Source organism: Acidovorax sp. 35-64-16, from assembly GCF_002281195.1.
Taxonomy (GTDB): Bacteria; Pseudomonadota; Gammaproteobacteria; order Burkholderiales; family Burkholderiaceae_C; genus Acidovorax; species Acidovorax defluvii.
The window spans coordinates 1-16225 of record NZ_NCFM01000036.1 but is presented as its reverse complement, the minus strand read 5'-3'; the positions used below and the strand labels follow the sequence as shown (position 1 = coordinate 16225).

General features: G+C 65.2%; 14 protein-coding genes. 7 read left to right on the top strand and 7 right to left on the bottom strand.

Annotated features, from left to right (window positions below):
* The first annotated feature begins 54 nt into the window (after positions 1 to 54).
* Positions 55 to 1062: a class I SAM-dependent methyltransferase gene (locus tag B7Y64_RS15935; protein ID WP_291324127.1), complete on the top strand. Its 1008-nt coding sequence runs from the start codon at positions 55 to 57 to the stop codon at positions 1060 to 1062.
* Here the strand turns inward: B7Y64_RS15935 and B7Y64_RS15930 are convergent.
* The 5 genes from B7Y64_RS15930 to B7Y64_RS15910 all read right to left on the bottom strand — a co-directional run bounded on the left by B7Y64_RS15930 (position 1040) and on the right by B7Y64_RS15910 (position 6867).
* Positions 1040 to 1531, bottom strand: a complete 492-nt coding sequence (locus B7Y64_RS15930) for an EVE domain-containing protein (protein WP_114655442.1) — start codon at positions 1529 to 1531, stop codon at positions 1040 to 1042. The genes B7Y64_RS15935 and B7Y64_RS15930 overlap by 23 nt on opposite strands.
* A gap of 102 nt (positions 1532 to 1633) precedes the next feature.
* Entirely contained in the window at positions 1634 to 2767 is a 1134-nt protein-coding gene (locus tag B7Y64_RS15925) for a CBS domain-containing protein (protein ID WP_291324126.1), read from the bottom strand.
* A gap of 223 nt (positions 2768 to 2990) precedes the next feature.
* Positions 2991 to 5834 (bottom strand): DEAD/DEAH box helicase, encoded by a 2844-nt coding sequence (locus B7Y64_RS15920; protein ID WP_291324135.1) that lies wholly within the window; start codon positions 5832 to 5834, stop codon positions 2991 to 2993.
* 220 nt (positions 5835 to 6054) lie between these two features.
* Positions 6055 to 6549: a hypothetical protein gene (locus B7Y64_RS15915; RefSeq protein ID WP_291324125.1), complete on the bottom strand. Its 495-nt coding sequence runs from the start codon at positions 6547 to 6549 to the stop codon at positions 6055 to 6057.
* Positions 6550 to 6615: 66 nt separating this feature from the next.
* Positions 6616 to 6867, bottom strand: a complete 252-nt coding sequence (locus B7Y64_RS15910; RefSeq protein ID WP_024815064.1) for a GlsB/YeaQ/YmgE family stress response membrane protein — start codon at positions 6865 to 6867, stop codon at positions 6616 to 6618.
* A 334-nt stretch (positions 6868 to 7201) separates the two neighbouring features.
* On the opposite strand from B7Y64_RS15910, the gene B7Y64_RS15905 reads away from it, so the two are divergent.
* Positions 7202 to 7576 (top strand): hypothetical protein, encoded by a 375-nt coding sequence (locus B7Y64_RS15905; RefSeq protein ID WP_291324124.1) that lies wholly within the window; start codon positions 7202 to 7204, stop codon positions 7574 to 7576.
* Between the two features lie 51 nt (positions 7577 to 7627).
* On the opposite strand, the gene B7Y64_RS15900 is transcribed toward B7Y64_RS15905, so the two are convergent.
* A complete protein-coding gene (locus tag B7Y64_RS15900) occupies positions 7628 to 8200 on the bottom strand; it encodes a C40 family peptidase (RefSeq protein WP_024815066.1) in 573 nt (190 codons plus the stop codon).
* 113 nt (positions 8201 to 8313) lie between these two features.
* Between B7Y64_RS15900 and B7Y64_RS15895 the strand changes: the two genes are divergently transcribed.
* The 5 genes from B7Y64_RS15895 (at position 8314) to B7Y64_RS15875 (ending at position 15116) form a co-directional block, all read left to right on the top strand.
* The gene (locus B7Y64_RS15895; RefSeq protein WP_291324123.1) at positions 8314 to 9912 is read left to right on the top strand and encodes a thymidine phosphorylase family protein; all 1599 of its coding nucleotides are present in this window, start codon (positions 8314 to 8316) and stop codon (positions 9910 to 9912) included.
* A gap of 2 nt (positions 9913 to 9914) precedes the next feature.
* Positions 9915 to 10829 carry a ribose-phosphate diphosphokinase gene (locus B7Y64_RS15890; RefSeq protein ID WP_291324122.1) on the top strand — a complete coding sequence of 305 codons (915 nt, stop codon included), beginning with the start codon at positions 9915 to 9917 and terminating at the stop codon, positions 10827 to 10829.
* Between the two features lie 57 nt (positions 10830 to 10886).
* Positions 10887 to 11492 carry an isochorismatase family protein gene (locus B7Y64_RS15885; protein ID WP_024815069.1) on the top strand — a complete coding sequence of 202 codons (606 nt, stop codon included), beginning with the start codon at positions 10887 to 10889 and terminating at the stop codon, positions 11490 to 11492.
* A gap of 181 nt (positions 11493 to 11673) precedes the next feature.
* On the top strand, positions 11674 to 12987 hold the full coding sequence (locus tag B7Y64_RS15880; RefSeq protein WP_291324121.1) for a DUF2254 domain-containing protein: 1314 nt from the start codon (positions 11674 to 11676) through the stop codon (positions 12985 to 12987).
* Positions 12988 to 13154: 167 nt separating this feature from the next.
* Positions 13155 to 15116: a propionate--CoA ligase gene (locus B7Y64_RS15875; RefSeq protein WP_291324120.1), complete on the top strand. Its 1962-nt coding sequence runs from the start codon at positions 13155 to 13157 to the stop codon at positions 15114 to 15116.
* 118 nt (positions 15117 to 15234) lie between these two features.
* Here B7Y64_RS15875 and B7Y64_RS15870 read toward each other — a convergent pair.
* Positions 15235 to 16225 (bottom strand): GGDEF domain-containing phosphodiesterase (locus B7Y64_RS15870; protein ID WP_291324119.1); only part of this gene is annotated, 991 nt, incomplete at its 5' end.

Here is a 16225-nt window from a genome sequence, read left to right as displayed (position 1 = left end):
TAGCTATATGCGCTTATCCAGTAAGCTATAGAGGCCTGAAACATCTAATATTTTATGCAGCCCTTGCTCGACGCCATTGCCGCCATGCCCTTGCCCACCGACGCCTGCCGCATCTTTCACGGCCGGGGTGGGCGCTTCCCCGGCTGCGAGCAGTGGACGCTCGATGCCTACCCGCCCGTTTGGGTGCTGACCAGCTTTCTGCCCGCGGGCGACGAGACCGAGGCGCAGCTGGCCACCATTGGTGCCGCGCTGGCCCAGCGCTGGGAGGCCCTGGCGCCGGGCCAGCCGCTGAAATGGGTGTTTCAGTGCCGCAACGAGGCGCTGCGCACCCAGGGCCGCACCCAAACGCGCTTGATGGCGGGCAGCGTGCCCGACCCCCATGTGGTGACAGAGCAGGGCGCCCGGTTCAAGGTGCATGTGCTGCGCGGCCAGAACCACGGCCTGTTTCTGGACATGGCCGAGGGCCGCCGCTGGGTGCGCGACTACGCGGCCGCGCACAGCGCCGACCGCTATGGCCTCAAGGTGCTGAACCTGTTTGCCTACACCTGCGCGTTCTCGGTGGTGGCGCTGCAGGCGGGCGCCAGGCAGGTGGTCAACGTGGACATGAGCCACGGCGCCATGGCGATTGGGCAGCAGAACCACCAGCTCAACGGCATCACCACCGGCGCCAGTTTTCTGGCGCACGACATCTTCAGCAGCTGGGGCAAGATCACCCGCAGCGGCCCCTATGGCCTGGTCATCGTGGACCCGCCCAGCTACCAAAAAGGCAGCTTTGTGGCCACCAAGGATTACGCCCGCCTCATGCGCCGCCTGCCTGATCTGCTAGCACCCGGCGGCCACGCGCTGCTGTGCCTGAACGCGCCCGAGCTGGGCGTGGATTTTCTGCAAAGCCAGATGCAGGAACTGGCCCCCGAGCTGCAGTTTGTCGAACGCGTGGCCAACCCGGCCGTGTTTTCCGATGTGGACGAGGACAGGGCGCTAAAGGTGCTGGTGTACGCCATGCCTGAGCTGCCCCTGCCCAACGCAGCAGACCCGGCCCCTAGCGCGCCAGCCGCTCCGTAATTTCAGCCCACTCATCGGGCTCCACCGGCGTGATGGACAGCCGGCTGCCCTTTTGCAGCACGCGCATCTGTGCAAGCGTCGGGGTGCTGCGCAACTCGGCCAGGCTGATGAGGCGCGTTTTGCGCAGGGCCTGCACATCCAGCAGCAGCCAGCGGGGCGCATCCACGGGCGATTTGGGGTCGAAGTAGGGCGATGCCGGGTCAAACTGCGTGGGGTCGGCCCGGGTGGTGCTGGCCACGCGGGCAATACCGGCAATGCCGGGTTCTGGGCAGCTGGAGTGGTAGAACAGCACGCCATCGCCTACCTGCATGCCGTCGCGCATGAAGTTGCGCGCCTGGTAGTTGCGCACACCAGTCCAGGGCACGGTGGCGTCGGATGCAGCCAGGGTGTCGTCGATAGAGCATTCCTGCGGCTCGGACTTCATGAGCCAGTAGCGGGGGCTGCGGGTGTGACTGTCAGTCGGGTTCATGGGGGTACAGAAATGGTGCAGGCCGTACAAGTGGGGGCGCCCGCATGGCCCACAATTTTCAAGCCCTGCCCCTGCATTCTCGTTGCGCAAAAGGGGGGCGTGTCACGCCTTCGCTGCTTGGCTCAAGGCAATGCTCTTGTACAGCGCCACCAGCAGGTCAGACTGCGTCACCATGCCCACCACCTTGCGCTGCTCGTCAACCACCGGCACATGCGGCAAAGCGCGCTGAGATATCTGGCGGATCAGCTCGGACAGCGGCATCTGGGGAGTGGCGGTGAACACCTCGGAGCTCATGATCTGACCCACGACCTCGGGCTTGTCGGCATAGTGCCCGGGGGTGCGCCTGAGCAGGGCCTGCACCAGCGTGGCCAGGTCCTTGGGTGTGGCCTGGTTGTCAATCTGGCGCAGAAAATCGGCCACCGTCACGATGCCAATGAGGCGGTCGAACCGGTCAATGACGGGCAAGGACTTGATCTTGTGCTGGCGCAGCAGCTTCCAGGCCACAGCCAGGTCGGTGTCGAAATGGGCCGTGACCACGTCGCGCGACATGATGTCTGCGCAGCTCAGCCCTACATGGCGGCCGAACGCGTGGTCCACGGCCAGGTTGTAGATCTCGACCAGCTCATCCTCCTGCACGTCCACAAAGGTGTTGAGCGTCTTGACAGCGCTTTCCAGGTCGGTGTGGGTCAGTCCCAGGCGCTCGATGGGAGGGCGGTCTTGTGTGTTGTGGCTGGGGCCGGGCTGCGTGCTGCTGTGGGGGTGGCGTCGGCGCAGAACCATCCGGTTGATGAACAAGGCCGCCAGCAACAGGACACCCGCATTGATGGCGATCAGCTCGCTCACGGCGACCATTTCGGTGGGAGCGTAGGGGCCGTTGAGCACCAGCAACAGCGCCAGCGCCCCACCGGGCGGGTGCACGCAGTTGAGCCAGGCCATGAGCCAGATCGACAGCGCCACCGCCAGCGCTGCGGCCAGCGCAGGTTGTGCCACCCAGTGCGAGCAGGCCAGCCCCGCCACGGTGGCCAGCAGGTAACTGCCCAGCAGCGGCCAGGGCTGGGCCACGGGGCTGTGAAACTGGACAAACAAAATTACGACGCTGGCCCCCACCGGAGCCAGAAGCCAATGCGCATCCAGCGGCAAACTTCGCAACAGCAGCCCGCAGGACGCCAGACACAGCAATGCACCCAGGCTGGCTTTCCACCGCTCGCTGCTTGAAAGGGACAGGGTATTGCTCAACACCCTGGTGTGAAACCAGGCGCTTATTCTTTTGGGCACTTGAAGAGGGGGGCCGCCGTGGGCTGTCGAAAAGTCGAAGGTGCACCAAATTTGTGCAGCCGCAGATGGTACCGATCGAACGGATCCATCACCGCAGTAGGGTTAACCGCTTCACATGCACGAATGTTGCTGCGCTTTTAATAGCGTCAGGCGCTTGTTCCATAAGATCTAGAGGCCAAAAGTGTCAAAACTCCGGCGGCTGCGATGGCCCTCGCTGCTGCGGGCCGGTGCCGCCCCAGCGCAGCGCGTCTTCGCCCGGCAAGCCCAGCGGGTTGTTGGCCGGCTCGCTCAACGGCGCCAGCAGCGCGTGCAGGTCGGCCTCGCTAAATTTCACTGCGCCCTCGGCGTCGTGCCCCAGCACCCCCTGCGCCAGCGCGGCCTTGCGGGTCTGCAGTTCCAGCATGCGCTCTTCGATGCTGCCTTCCACCACCAGCTTGTAGACAAACACCGGCTGGTCCTGCCCGATGCGATGGGCGCGGGCGGTGGCCTGTTCTTCCACGGCGGGGTTCCACCAGGGGTCGAGGTGGATCACGGTGTCGGCGGCGGTGAGGTTCAGGCCCACGCCCCCCGCCTTGAGGCTGACGAGCAGGATGGGCGCGCTGGTGTCGTCCTGCGCCTGGAACTGCCGCACCACCGCGCCGCGCTGGCGGGGCGGCGTCTGGCCCGTGAGGGTGAGGTAGGGCAGGGCCAAAGCGTCCAGCAGCTCGGCAGCGAGCGTCAGCATTTCGGTGAACTGAGAGAACACCAGCACGCGTCGGCCCTCATCGACCAAGGCGGGCAGCATGTCAGCCAGCAGTTCGAGCTTGGCGCGTTCCATCGTCTGTGCCGTTCTTTTTGCCGCTGGGCCGCCCCCAGGCAAAAAGGCCTCCCCTTCGCGGAGATGCGGCGGAGCGTGGGGGCCTTGTTGGATGCCTTTCACCAGGCGCGGGTCGCAGCAGACCTGACGCAGTTTCAATAACGCATCCAGGATGGTGATCTGCGCACCCTCGAAGCTCTGGCGCTCCAGCGCGCGGCGCACCTGTTTGTCGGCGGTGGCGCGCACGGCCTCGTACAGGTCGCGCTGCTTGCCTTGGAGCTGCACACGCAGGATGGTTTCGGTGCGCGGCGGCAATTCGGTGGCCACGTCCTGCTTGCGGCGGCGCAGGATGAAGGGGCGCACGCGCTGGGCGAGCAGCTGGGCGCGCAGGGTTTCGCCGTTCTCCTCGATGGGCTGGCGCCAGCGGGCGTTGAAGCTGCGCACGTCGCCCAGAAAGCCGGGCATCAAAAAATCGAACTGCGCCCACAGCTCGCCCAGGTGGTTTTCGAGCGGCGTGCCCGTCAGGCACAACAGGTGCGGGGCCTGCAGCTTGCGCAGGGCGCGGGCGCTGCGACTGCCCGCGTTTTTCACCATCTGGGCTTCGTCCAGGATGAGCAGGTGAAACGGCTGGGCAGCCAGCGCGTCCACATCGCGCCAGAGCAGGGGGTAGGTGGTGAGCACCAGGTCGTGTCGGGTGATGTCGGCGTAGCTGTGCGCACGCCGGGGGCCATGCAGCGCCAGCAGACGCAGGCCGGGGGCCATGCGCGCGGCCTCGGCCTGCCAGTTGAAGAGCAGCGAGGTGGGCAGCACCACCAGGGCGGGGCGGGTCAGGCGCCCGGTATTTTTCTCGGTCAGCACATGGGCCAGGGCTTGTGCGGTTTTGCCCAGGCCCATGTCGTCGGCCAGAATGCCGCCCAGCCCTTGTGCACGCAGGTATTGCAGCCAGGCCAGTCCTTCGAGCTGGTAGGGACGCAGTTGCACCTGCAGGCCCTGCGGCGCATGCACCGGCTGCGGGGTGCCGATGGTGCGCAGGCGCTGGGCCAGTTGCGCCAGGCCGGCGTCGCCCTGCAGTTGCCAGGCGTTGTTCCAGCCATTCACCGTGCCCACGCGGTGGGCCTGCACCAGCCCCGCACGCAGGGCTTCGATGCGGCGGGCTTCCCATGCGCCCAGGTGCAGCGGGTCGCCGTCCTTGCGCTGGTTTCGCGTGGGGTCGGTCAGCAGGTCCACCATCGCGCCCACGATGGCCTTGAGCGGACCTGCAGGTGCGTCGATGCGTTTGCCGCCCGGTGCGCGCAGTGAAATGATGGCGATGTCGTCAATGGCTGCCATCTGCCGGGCGTTCAGCCAGCGGGCATTACGGCGCAGCAGATCGGCCAGCATGGGCGCCAGGTCCAGTGTTTCGCCGTCGATCTCGATGCCCAGGCTCAATAGCCAGGCGCCTTCGCGCTCGGGCAGCTGCAGCTTTTGCACGGGGCGCAGGCGCTCGCCCAGCGGGCCGTCCACTTCTTTGCCCAGCAGCTCGCCGGTGTCGGGGGCAATCAGCAGCTTCCAGCGCTGCACCGGCACGCTTTCGTGCGCAAAGCCGGGCTGCACCACCACGCTCCAGCCTTCGGCACGCAGCTTTGGAATCTGCTCGGCCCAGAAGTCGCCAAAGTGCGCCTCTTGCGCCAGCGTCCACACGGGGCCCAGTGCGGCGGCGGCTGCGCGGTGGCGCCATTGCAGCGTGTTGGCGTCCACAGGGATCAGGCCCAGGTCCCACACGCGGTCCATGGCGTCGGCCTCGGCAGCCAGGTTGCGCTGCATGCGCAGCACCGGGCCGCCGGTGTCAAACAGCTCTTGTATGGCGGGTGGGCGGGAGTTGAGCACCGAGGTAGGCGCAGGTGTGTGCCAGGCGATGGTGTTGGGCGCCGCGCTCTCTCCCGCATGGGTGGTGTACGTCCAGTCGATCTGCGCCAGCGTCACGCTGTCGCCACGCGGGCCCAGCGGGCCTTGCGGGCGCAGGCCCAGCAGGCCGTCGCCCCGCCCCAGGGTCATCAGGGTGATGCGCGGGCGAAAGTGGCCCGTGGCAATGCCGGGCGTGGCGGCTGGCTGTGTGGGGTGTGCGGGAGGCGTGGCACCTGGCGTTTCGTGGCGCAGCCGTGCCATCACGCGGGCGGCGTCGGCATCGGTCAAGGGCGGGAGCTGCTGCAGCGTGGCGGCGTCCGCATGGCTGCGCAGGGCTGTCAGCCACATTGCCACGGCGTTTTCGTGCACCGCGGGGTCTTGGTTTGAGAGGGAAGGGGCACTTTTGCCTGCGGTGGCCATGGGCTGCGATTTTGCCTTGGGGCAGGGCGCTGGCGGGCGACCTGGTGCGACGCAGCGCGTGCCACTGGCCCCTGGGCGATAAGTTAATGGCTAAAAGTGCCTCTGGCCATTGCGCATAAAGCGCCAGTAGCTCCTTTTTCAGGAGCAATTAGCGGGGCACGGGCAGCTGCAATTGACTCTGTTGCACCACCAGAACGCAATCGCGCAGGTGCTGCTCTCCCAGGTAGCGCAAGGTGGCATAGCCCACAGTGGCGGCCACCGCCTGGCCTGCCAGAGGTACATATTTGGCCAGCTGCTTGGTGGTCAGGCGCAGGCCCACCGTGCGGGTGATGCGCAGCACGAGCTCTTTGGTGATCAACTTGCCAATCAGCACCGACCCCACCAGGGTGACCGCTTTTTGTACCTGTTCGCGCTTGCCGGGGTCCAGCTGATCGAGCTGCTCGGGGGTGAGCCCGAATTGGGCACTGATTTGCGGCAGCAGCCGCGACAGCAGGGCGGCATCCACCGCCCAGTCCAACCCCGGCACCGGAACGGTGCTGGCCGCTGCCGCCACCAGCGCGCGCCGGTGCAGCAGGCGGCGGCTGCGCTGCACGGCCGCAGCCAGTTGGGGGTTGTCAGCAGCCATTTGTTGGGCAGATTCCATGAAGCGTGCCTTGCCTGTGGTGGTTGAACTGGGGTCAGAGCCCGTTCTTTCGAACGCAGCCGTGGGTCAGGACTTGCCTTTGACCATGCTGTAGATCACCAGCAGCACCACGGCGCCCAGCACCGAGGCGATCCAGCCTGCGGCGTCACCTTGCGCATACCAGCCCATGGCGGTACCCACGTAACTGGCAAGAAAAGACCCCGCCACGCCCAGCAAGGCGGTCATGATCCAGCCCAGCTTGTCGTCGCCCGGTTTGACCGCCCGTGCGATGAAGCCGACAACGAGTCCGACAAGAATGGTTCCGAGAATAGAAAGCATGTGTGCACCCGATGAAAAAGATGGGTGTCACTTTAAGACATATCTGCACGGAGGGTTGTCAGACAAGACCGTTTGTGCGGGTGCGAAGCGGTTGTATCCGCCGGATTGGCAGGCGAGGCGCTTCGGGTGTGCGGCAAGGGGTATGGAGGCCGCAAAGGCTCGCGGGTCGTTGTTTTGTAGCAGCCTTAGGGCAGCGGCATGGCAGCGGTGCGTGGGTGTTTGTCTGACAGCCCGGCGCGCTGCTCGCCTTCGCTGGGCTTGGGGGTTGGCCTAGGCGTGCGGTGCAGTGCGGCCCCTAGAGTCAAGCACTCTGATGGAATCAAAAGGAAACCGCATGAAGAACTATTCGACCACCGGCCTGTTGGCCACCGCAGCGTGGGTGGTGGCGGGCGTTTTTTCAATGCCAGCATTTGCGCAAGGTGGCGATGAGGCATCACTGAAGCGTGGTGCGGCACCCGATACCACCGCGCAGCAGCGTTACCAGTCTGCTATCCGCGAGGCGGGAGGCGGGCTCAAGATCAGCCTGCAGGAGTGCAAGACCCTGCCCGCAGGCAAGGATCGCAAGGCGTGCGAGGGTGATGCCCGGTCGCGCTATCAGCAGGACATGGCCGATGCGCGGGCCATGCGCAGCAACCCGAATCTAGGCCCGGTCAACATCACCGGTGGACCCATTCGAAGCACTGAAACGGTGACGGTAGTCAAACCCTGACCGGGGTGGGCGCTGCACAACGGCAGCGCTGCAGGCACTGCAGTCCGTGCCTTAGGGCTGGGCCTTTGCTTCGACCGTGACACGGCGCGCGCCGTCAAAGCGGCGCTGCCAGTAGGACTGGCGCATGTCTTCCACGCGCACTTCACTGCCTGTGCGGGGTGAATGGATGAATTTGCCGTCGCCCACATAAATGCCCACGTGGCTGAAGGCGCGGCGCATGGTGTTGAAGAACACCAGATCGCCGGGTTGCAGTTCTTTTTTGTCGATGACCTGGGTGCTGGCAGCTTGCTGAGCGGCCTTGCGCGGCAGGACCATGCCCACGGTTTTTTCGTAAACAGCGCGCACGAAGCCGCTGCAGTCAAAACCAGTGGAGGCGCTGGTGCCGCCACGGCGGTAAGGCACGCCAATGAATCCCATGGCGTTGCCAATCAGATCGGCGGTGCGGTCTGCGACCACATGGGCTTTGTCTGCGACCGAATGGCGCACATCATCGAGTTGCACCAACAACCCTTTGTCTGTCAGAAATCGTTCGATGCGCTCAATTTCTTCGGGGGAAGCCGTTGCAGGCGCAGCCTGCGCAGCAGAGGCACAGGTGAGAAGTAAGGCAATGATCCAGCGAGACATGGGGGCGGAGGGTAACACGCTTTGCACAAGGGTCTGTAACTGGATGGCAGCGCTTGATGTGCATCATCGTTTTCCCGCTTGGGTGCCCGTCATTCCGGTGTAGGCTGATGCCCATGCATATCGAGACCAGCGAACCCCAGGATCTTCCCCCTGCACCCGTTACCAACCAAACCCCCTCACGACTGGCCTTGCGCCGTGTGGCCATCGACACCTGGCGCGAAAACGTGGCTTACCTGCACCGCGATTGCGCGGTGTACCGGGCCGAGGGTTTTCAGGCGCTTTCCAAGATTGAGGTGCGCGCCAACGGCCGCCATATCCTGGCCACTGTCAACGTGGTGGACGACGCCGCCATTGTCAAATGCAACGAACTCGGGTTGTCGGAAGACGCCTTTGCCCAGCTGGACGTGGAAAACGGCCACACCGTGTCAGTCACACAGGCGGAGCCGCCCGAATCGATGGGCGCGCTGTTCCGCAAGATCGCCGGTGAGCGCCTGACGCGGGCGGACTACGCAGCCATCGTGCGCGACATTGCCGGCCACCACTATTCCAAGATCGAGCTGACGGCCTTTGTCGTGGCCTGCAATCGCGATGAACTCGACCGCGAAGAGGTGTTCTTCCTGTCTGACGCCATGGTGGCCAGCGGCCGGCGCCTCGACTGGCACGAACCCCTGGTGGTCGACAAGCACTGCATCGGTGGCATCCCCGGCAACCGTACCACCATGCTGGTGGTGCCCATCGTGGCAGCGCACGGCATGTTGTGCCCCAAGACATCGTCGCGCGCCATCACCTCCCCGGCGGGCACGGCCGACACCATGGAGGTGCTGGCCAAGGTGGAATTGCCGTTTGAGCAGCTGGCCGACATCGTGCGCGACTACCGCGGCTGTCTCGCCTGGGGTGGCACGGCCAATCTATCCCCGGCGGACGACGTGCTGATCTCGGTGGAGCGCCCCCTGTCCATCGACTCGCCCGGGCAGATGGTGGCCTCCATCCTGTCCAAGAAGGTGGCCGCCGGTGCCACCCATCTGGTGCTCGACATCCCCATCGGCCCCACGGCCAAGGTGCGTTCCATGCCCGAGGCGCAGCGCCTGCGCCGCCTGTTTGAATATGTGGCGCGCCGCATGGGCCTGTCGCTGGACGTGGTCATTACCGACGGGCGCCAGCCCGTGGGCAACGGCATCGGCCCGGTGCTGGAGGCGCGAGACGTGATGCGCGTGCTGCAAAACGACCCCGACGCCCCCAACGATCTGCGCCAGAAATCCCTGCGGCTGGCGGGCCGCCTGATTGAATGCGACCCCGACGTGCGCGGCGGCGATGGCTATGCCATTGCGCGCGACATTCTCGACTCGGGCCGCGCGCTTCGGCGCATGGAAGACATCATCGCCGCGCAAGGCAGCAAGGGGTTCGACCATCTGCACCCGCAACTGGGCCCGCTGACCTTTGAGGTCTGCGCGCCCACCAGCGGCACCGTGGTGGGCATCGACAATTTCCAGATCGCCCGTGTGGCGCGGCTGGCGGGCGCGCCCAAGGTGCAGGGCGCGGGCGTGGACCTGATGCACAAGCTGGGCGCCACGGTGGCGCAGGGCGATGTGCTGTACCGCGTGCACGCGGGCTACCCTGCCGACCTCGAATTCGCCCGGCAGGCCAGTGCCCGGGATATTGGCTACCGCCTGGGTGATGCCGACGCGGTGCCCCAGGTGTTTGTGGAGTTCTGACCATGTCGGTTGCACCATCGCAGGCCTGCCTGCTGCATTTTGACGATGAAACCGCTGCCGCCCAGCGCCTGGGCCAGGCCGCGCAGCTGCCCGTGAAAATGATCGATCGCCACCGTTTCCCCGATGGCGAGCTCAAATTGCGACTGCCGGTGGATGGGGCAGGGCGCCTGCCTGCCCATGTGATGCTGCTGCGCAGCCTGCATGACCCCAACGAAAAGCTGGTCGAATTGCTGCTGACTGCCCGCGCCGCCCGCACGCTGGGCGCCCGGCACATCACGCTGGTGGCGCCCTACATGGCCTACATGCGGCAAGACATTGCCTTTGCGCCGGGCGAGGTGGTCAGCCAGCAGGTGGTTGGTGCGTTTCTGGCCGGGCTGGTGGACGCCGTCATCACCGTAGACCCGCACCTGCACCGCGTGGCAACGCTGCAGGAGGCGATGGCCGTGCCCCAGGCCATCGTGCTCAGCGGCGCCGAGCCGCTGGCCGACCTGATCGCGCAGCGGAACCCCAACGCCTTGCTGGTCGGGCCCGATGGCGAATCGGCCCAGTGGATTGCCCAGGCGGCCGCCCGCCATGGCTTTGACCATGCCGTTTGCACCAAGGTGCGCCATGGCGATCGCGATGTAACTATCGAGCTGCCGCCGCTCCATGCCCAGGGGCGTGCTGTGGTGCTGCTGGACGATATGGCCAGCACCGGCCGCACGCTGGCCCAGGCGGCCCGCCTGCTGCGGGCGGCGGGCGCGGCCTCGGTGGACGTGGCCGTCACCCATGCGCTGTTTGCCGGCGATGCACTGCAAGCCCTGCACGATGCCGGAGTAGGCGAGGTGTGGAGCACCGACTGCATTCCCCACGCCAGCAACGCCGTGCCCATGGCCGAGCCCCTGGCGCAGGCGCTTCGTTCGCTGTTGCCCGCCTGAACCGGGCTGCGACAATCAGCGCCTTCCGCGTGCCACTGACCGCTTTCGAAAGACACCATGCTGCTCGACGCCTCTGAATCCCAACTCGTTCTGGTGGACTACCAGGAACGCCTGATGCCCGCCATCTTTGAGGGCCCTGCCGCGCTGGCCAATGCGCTGCGCCTGGCCCAAATCGCCCAGCTCATGGAAGTGCCCGTGTGGGGCACCGAGCAAAACCCTTCGCGCCTGGGTGGCAACGATCCCGCGCTGCGCGCCCTGTGCCAGAAAACGCTGGCCAAGATGCATTTCAGCGCCGCCGAAGAAGGCCTGGGCGAATGGTTGCGCCCACCCGCTAAGCCGCAGCAGGGCGGCAATGCTCGCAGCCTGCCCAAGCATTTGCAAAAGCCCGCCCTGCAGGCGCCTGAGCGCGGCACCATCGTGATTGCAGGTTGCGAAGCCCATGTGTGCCTGATGCAGACCGCACTGGACCTGATTGAGGACGAGTTCGAGGTGTGGGTGGTGACCGATGCCTGCAGCTCGCGCACCGAACGCAACCGCGATGCCGCCTTCGATCGCCTGGCCGGCGCAGGCGCCGAGCTTGTGACCACCGAGATGGTGGCGTTTGAATGGCTGGGCAGCTGCGAGCACCCGGCGTTCAAGGACGTTTTGGGGTTGATCAAGTAACCGGTTCTTGGTTATTTTTGGCCTTCAGGGCTTTCTCAGAAAGCGCGAGCAGCTATGTAAGCTATAGCAATTGCAATGCCCGGACATTGCTGCCATCAACGCTGTGAGGGCCTTCGCGGGTCCGTCAACAAAGCCCTGTGGTGCCCACAATTCAGCGACGCTACAGGGTGGAGGAGTGCACATGAAATGGGTGGTGTCGCTAGAAAAGTGGCGTTTTCTGATGCGCCGCATCCGCGAGCGTTTGTGGGTCAAGCCGCTGTTGATCTGCGCTGTCTCGATCATTGCGGTGTTCGGCGCCAAGGTGTCGGACACCTTGCCACTGGCGCGCCTGGCACCCGACGTGTCGAACGGCTCGTTGGAGAGCCTTCTGTCCATCATGGCGGCCAGCATGCTGGCCATTGCCACCTTTGCGGTGGCCTCCATGGTGGCAGCGTATTCCTCCGCCAGCACCACGGCGACTCCGCGCGCGTTTCCTCTGGTGATTGCAGACGATGTGTCGCAGAACGCGTTGTCCACGTTTGTGGGGGCCTTCATTTTCAGTGTCGTGGCCCTCGTGGCCATGAAAAACGGCTACTTCGACATCGCCGGGCGCTTCACGCTTTTTTCGATGACGGTGTCTGTTCTGGGTTTCGTAGTGTTCATCTTTGTGCGCTGGACAGACCGCATCGCGCGCCTGGGGCGGCTGGGGGCCACGGTACAACAGGTGGAGGCTGCAACCGCCTCAGCCCTGCAACGCCGCCTGAAGGCACCCGCGCTCGGCGGCATTGCGCGCGACCCACAGGCCCCGGCGACGGGGGTGGCGGTTTATGCCTCTGAAGTGGGCTATGTGCAGCAGATTGACACGCAAGCCCTGCAGGCATTTGCGCAGGACATCGGTGGTTGGGTCGTGGTGGATGCGCTGCCGGGCACGTTCGCCATGCCGGGTACTGCGCTGGCGCACGTTGTCCAAGGCGCGGTCTCGCCAGGCGATACGGATGCACAGCGGGTGGTCTCGGCGTTCACGATCGGGCGTGACCGCATTTTTGACCACGACCCGCGCCTGGGCCTGATCGTCCTGTCCGAGATTGCCGGGCGTGCGTTGTCTCCAGGCGTCAATGATCCTGGCACGGCCATCGGCGTCTTGGGCACGCTGGTGCGTTTGTTCACACTGTGGGCACAGCGGGATGAAAACCTTGCAGGGCAGCCTGTTGAGTTCGACCGGGTAGTGGTTCCCTTGCTGCAAGTGGGCGACCTGTTCGATGATGCTTTCACCGCCATCGCCCGCGATGGCGCTGGCGCGGTGGAAGTGGGCGTACGGCTGCAAAAATCGCTTCGATCGTTGGCGTCTGCGGGCGACGACGCCATGCGGGTGGCGGCCGTGAAACACGCTCAACATGCGCTCGCCAGGGCGGAGCAGGCGCTGTCCCTGCCGCACGAGGTTGGCACGATTCGCACACTGGCGCAAAGCGTGGGCGTGCCGCTGGCCACGGACGGGTCGTCGAATACTCTGCGGTAAAGCCGTGCGATGGTGGCATCCGTTCTTTGAGTTGACAGTATTTTTTGCTCTGACGCCGATGGATAAAGCGCGAATAGCTATAAAAAACGCAGCAATTGCTGTCGTCGATCCTTGAAGGTCGACGGACTCGACCACGCACAACTGCGTCAGCTTCCCGCAAGCCCGTCATGAATAATTATGAATTCAAAACCTGCTGTCCCGGCAGGGAGAGAGAGTCGAGGAGACACCACACCATGACCGCATACGCTGACTTTTACCGCCAATCCATCGATCACCGCGACGCGTTCTGGAGCGAACAGGCGAAGTTGATCGACTGGAAGACCCAGCCTGCGCAGGTGTGCGACTACAGCAACCCGCCGTTTGCCAAATGGTTTGTGGGCGGCACCACCAACCTGTGCCACAACGCGATCGACCGCCACCTGAAAGACCGCGCCAGCCAGCCGGCACTGGTGGCCATCTCCACCGAAACCGACACCGAGCGCAGCTACAGCTTTGCCGAGCTGCACGCCGAGGTGCAGCGCATGGCCGCCAGCCTGATTGCGCTGGGCGTCAAAAAGGGCGACCGCGTCCTGATCTACATGCCCATGATTGCCGAGGCGGCCTTTGCCATGCTGGCCTGCGTGCGCATTGGCGCGCTGCATTCGGTGGTGTTTGGCGGCTTTGCCTCGGGCTCGCTGGCGTCCCGCATCGAAGACGCCGAGCCGGTGGCCATTGTCAGTGCCGACGCAGGTTCGCGCGGCGCCAAGGCCGTGCCCTACAAGCCGCTGCTCGACGAGGCCATTCGCCTGTCGCGCCACAAACCTGCCGCCGTGCTGCTGGTGGATCGGGGCCTGGTGCCCATGGACCTGGTGGCCGGGCGCGACCACCTCTGGGCCAGCTTGCGCGAGCAGCACCTGAACGCCACCGTGCCCTGCGAGTGGGTGGAATCCACGCACCCCAGCTACACGCTTTACACCAGCGGCACCACCGGCAAGCCCAAGGGCGTGCAGCGCGACACCGGTGGCTACACCGTGGCGTTGGCGGCCAGCATGAAGCACATCTTTGATGCCAAAGCCGGACAGACCTACTTTGCCACCAGCGACATTGGCTGGGTGGTGGGGCACAGCTACATCATTTATGGCCCGCTGATTGCCGGCATGACCACCATCATGTATGAAGGCCTGCCCACGCGGCCCGATGCGGGCGTGTGGTGGAGCATTGTCGAAAAATACAAGGTCACGCACATGTTCTCGGCCCCTACGGCGGTGCGCGTGCTGAAAAAACACGACGCTTCGTGGCTGAAGAAATACGACGTTTCCACCCTCAAGGCCCTGTGGCTGGCGGGCGAGCCGCTCGACGAACCCACGGCACAGTGGATCAGCGATGCGCTCTCGGTGCCCATCATCGACAACTATTGGCAGACCGAAACCGGCTGGCCCATCCTGACGCTGGCCAACGGCGTGGAGCAGCAGACCACGCGCTTTGGCAGCCCCGGCAAGGCCATGTATGGCTACCACGTCAAGCTGATCGACGAAAGCAATGGCGAAGAGCTGACCCAGCCCAACCAGAAGGGCGTGGTCGCCATCGAAGGCCCGCTGCCCCCCGGCTGCATGCAGACGGTGTGGCGCGACGACGAGCGGTTTGTGAACACCTACTGGAAAAGCATTCCGGGCCGCATGATCTACAGCACCTTCGACTGGGGCATCCGCGACGCCGACGGCTACCACTTCATCCTGGGCCGCACCGACGACGTGATCAACGTGGCCGGGCACCGCCTGGGCACGCGCGAGATCGAAGAATCCATCTCTTCGCACCCCAACATTGCCGAGGTGGCCGTGGTGGGCGTGGCCGACAGCCTCAAGGGACAGGTGGCCATGGCATTTGCCGTGCCGCGCGATGCCTCGGGCCTTACTGACGACGCCGCGCGCCTCAAGCTCGAAGGCGAGGTGATGAAGCAGGTGGACACCCAGCTCGGCGCCGTGGCGCGTCCATCGCGCGTGTACTTTGTAACGGTGCTGCCCAAGACCCGCAGCGGCAAGCTGCTGCGCCGCGCCCTGCAGGCCGTGGCCGAGCGCCGCGATCCGGGCGATCTGACCACCATGGACGACCCCGCCGCGCTGCAGCAGGTCAAAGACCTGGTGGGTGATTGATGGCCCGATAGCCCGGCTGCCGGACAACGCCCAGGCCTGCCGTGGCCTGGGTTTTGTCAAAAAATCTTGTCAAAAACAATAGCTGCAAGCGCTTGATGGATAAGCGCTGCGGCTGTTTTTATATCGAATAATCCTCGGCATGCTGGTGCTGCCACTGCACAGGCGGTTGCCAGCGGCGGGCCCAGTCGATGAAGGTGTCGATGGGCATGGGGCGCGCAATGCAGTAACCCTGGCCATGGGCGCAACCGAGCTGCTGCAGCATCTGTCCCTGTTCGATGGTTTCCACGCCCTCGGCAATCACCTGGTAGCCAAACGACCGGGCCAGCCCGATCACCCCCTGCACAATGGCCCGGTCGCCCGTGTCGTCCAGCATGCCCTGCACGAAGCTCTGGTCGATCTTGAGTGTGTCCATGGGCAGGCGGCGCAGGTAGGTCAGTGATGAGTAGCCGGTGCCAAAATCGTCCAGCGCAACCGACAGGCCCAGAGCGCGCAGCCCGGCCAGGGTGTCGGCCACGGCGGCCAGGTCGTACAGCGCCGCGCTTTCGGTAATTTCGAGCTCGACCCGGCTGGGCGCTACCTTGGGGTGGCGGGCCAGGCATTGTTCCATCCACGCCCCGAAACCAGGGTGCTGCAGATGCCGGGCCGAGATGTTGATGCTCACGGGCATGGGCAGGCCCGCCTTCTGAAGGAGTTCGAGTTGGGCCAGCGCCGCCTCGACCACCCACTGGCCAAATACGATTTCGAGCGCGGTTCCGTCCAGCAACGGCAAAAAGGCGCCGGGGGGCAGCAGGCCGCGTTCGGGGTGCTGCCAGCGTGCCAGGGCCTCGGCGCCCACCACCTGTCCGGTCTGCATGACCACCTTGGGTTGCAGAAACAGCACGAACTGCGCCTGCGTCAGCGCTTCGCTCAGGCGCAGGCCCTGCTCATGGAGTTCGCGCTGGGCGCGCTCCTGCGCTGCGTCGAACTGGTGAAACCGGTTGCGACCCGCCTGTTTGGCGGCATACATGGCCTGGTCGGCGTGGCGCAGCAGGGTGTCGGCGTCCGCGTCGTCACAGGGGAACACCGTGTAGCCAATGCTGGCCGTTACCGCCACGCGCTCGGTGTCCAGG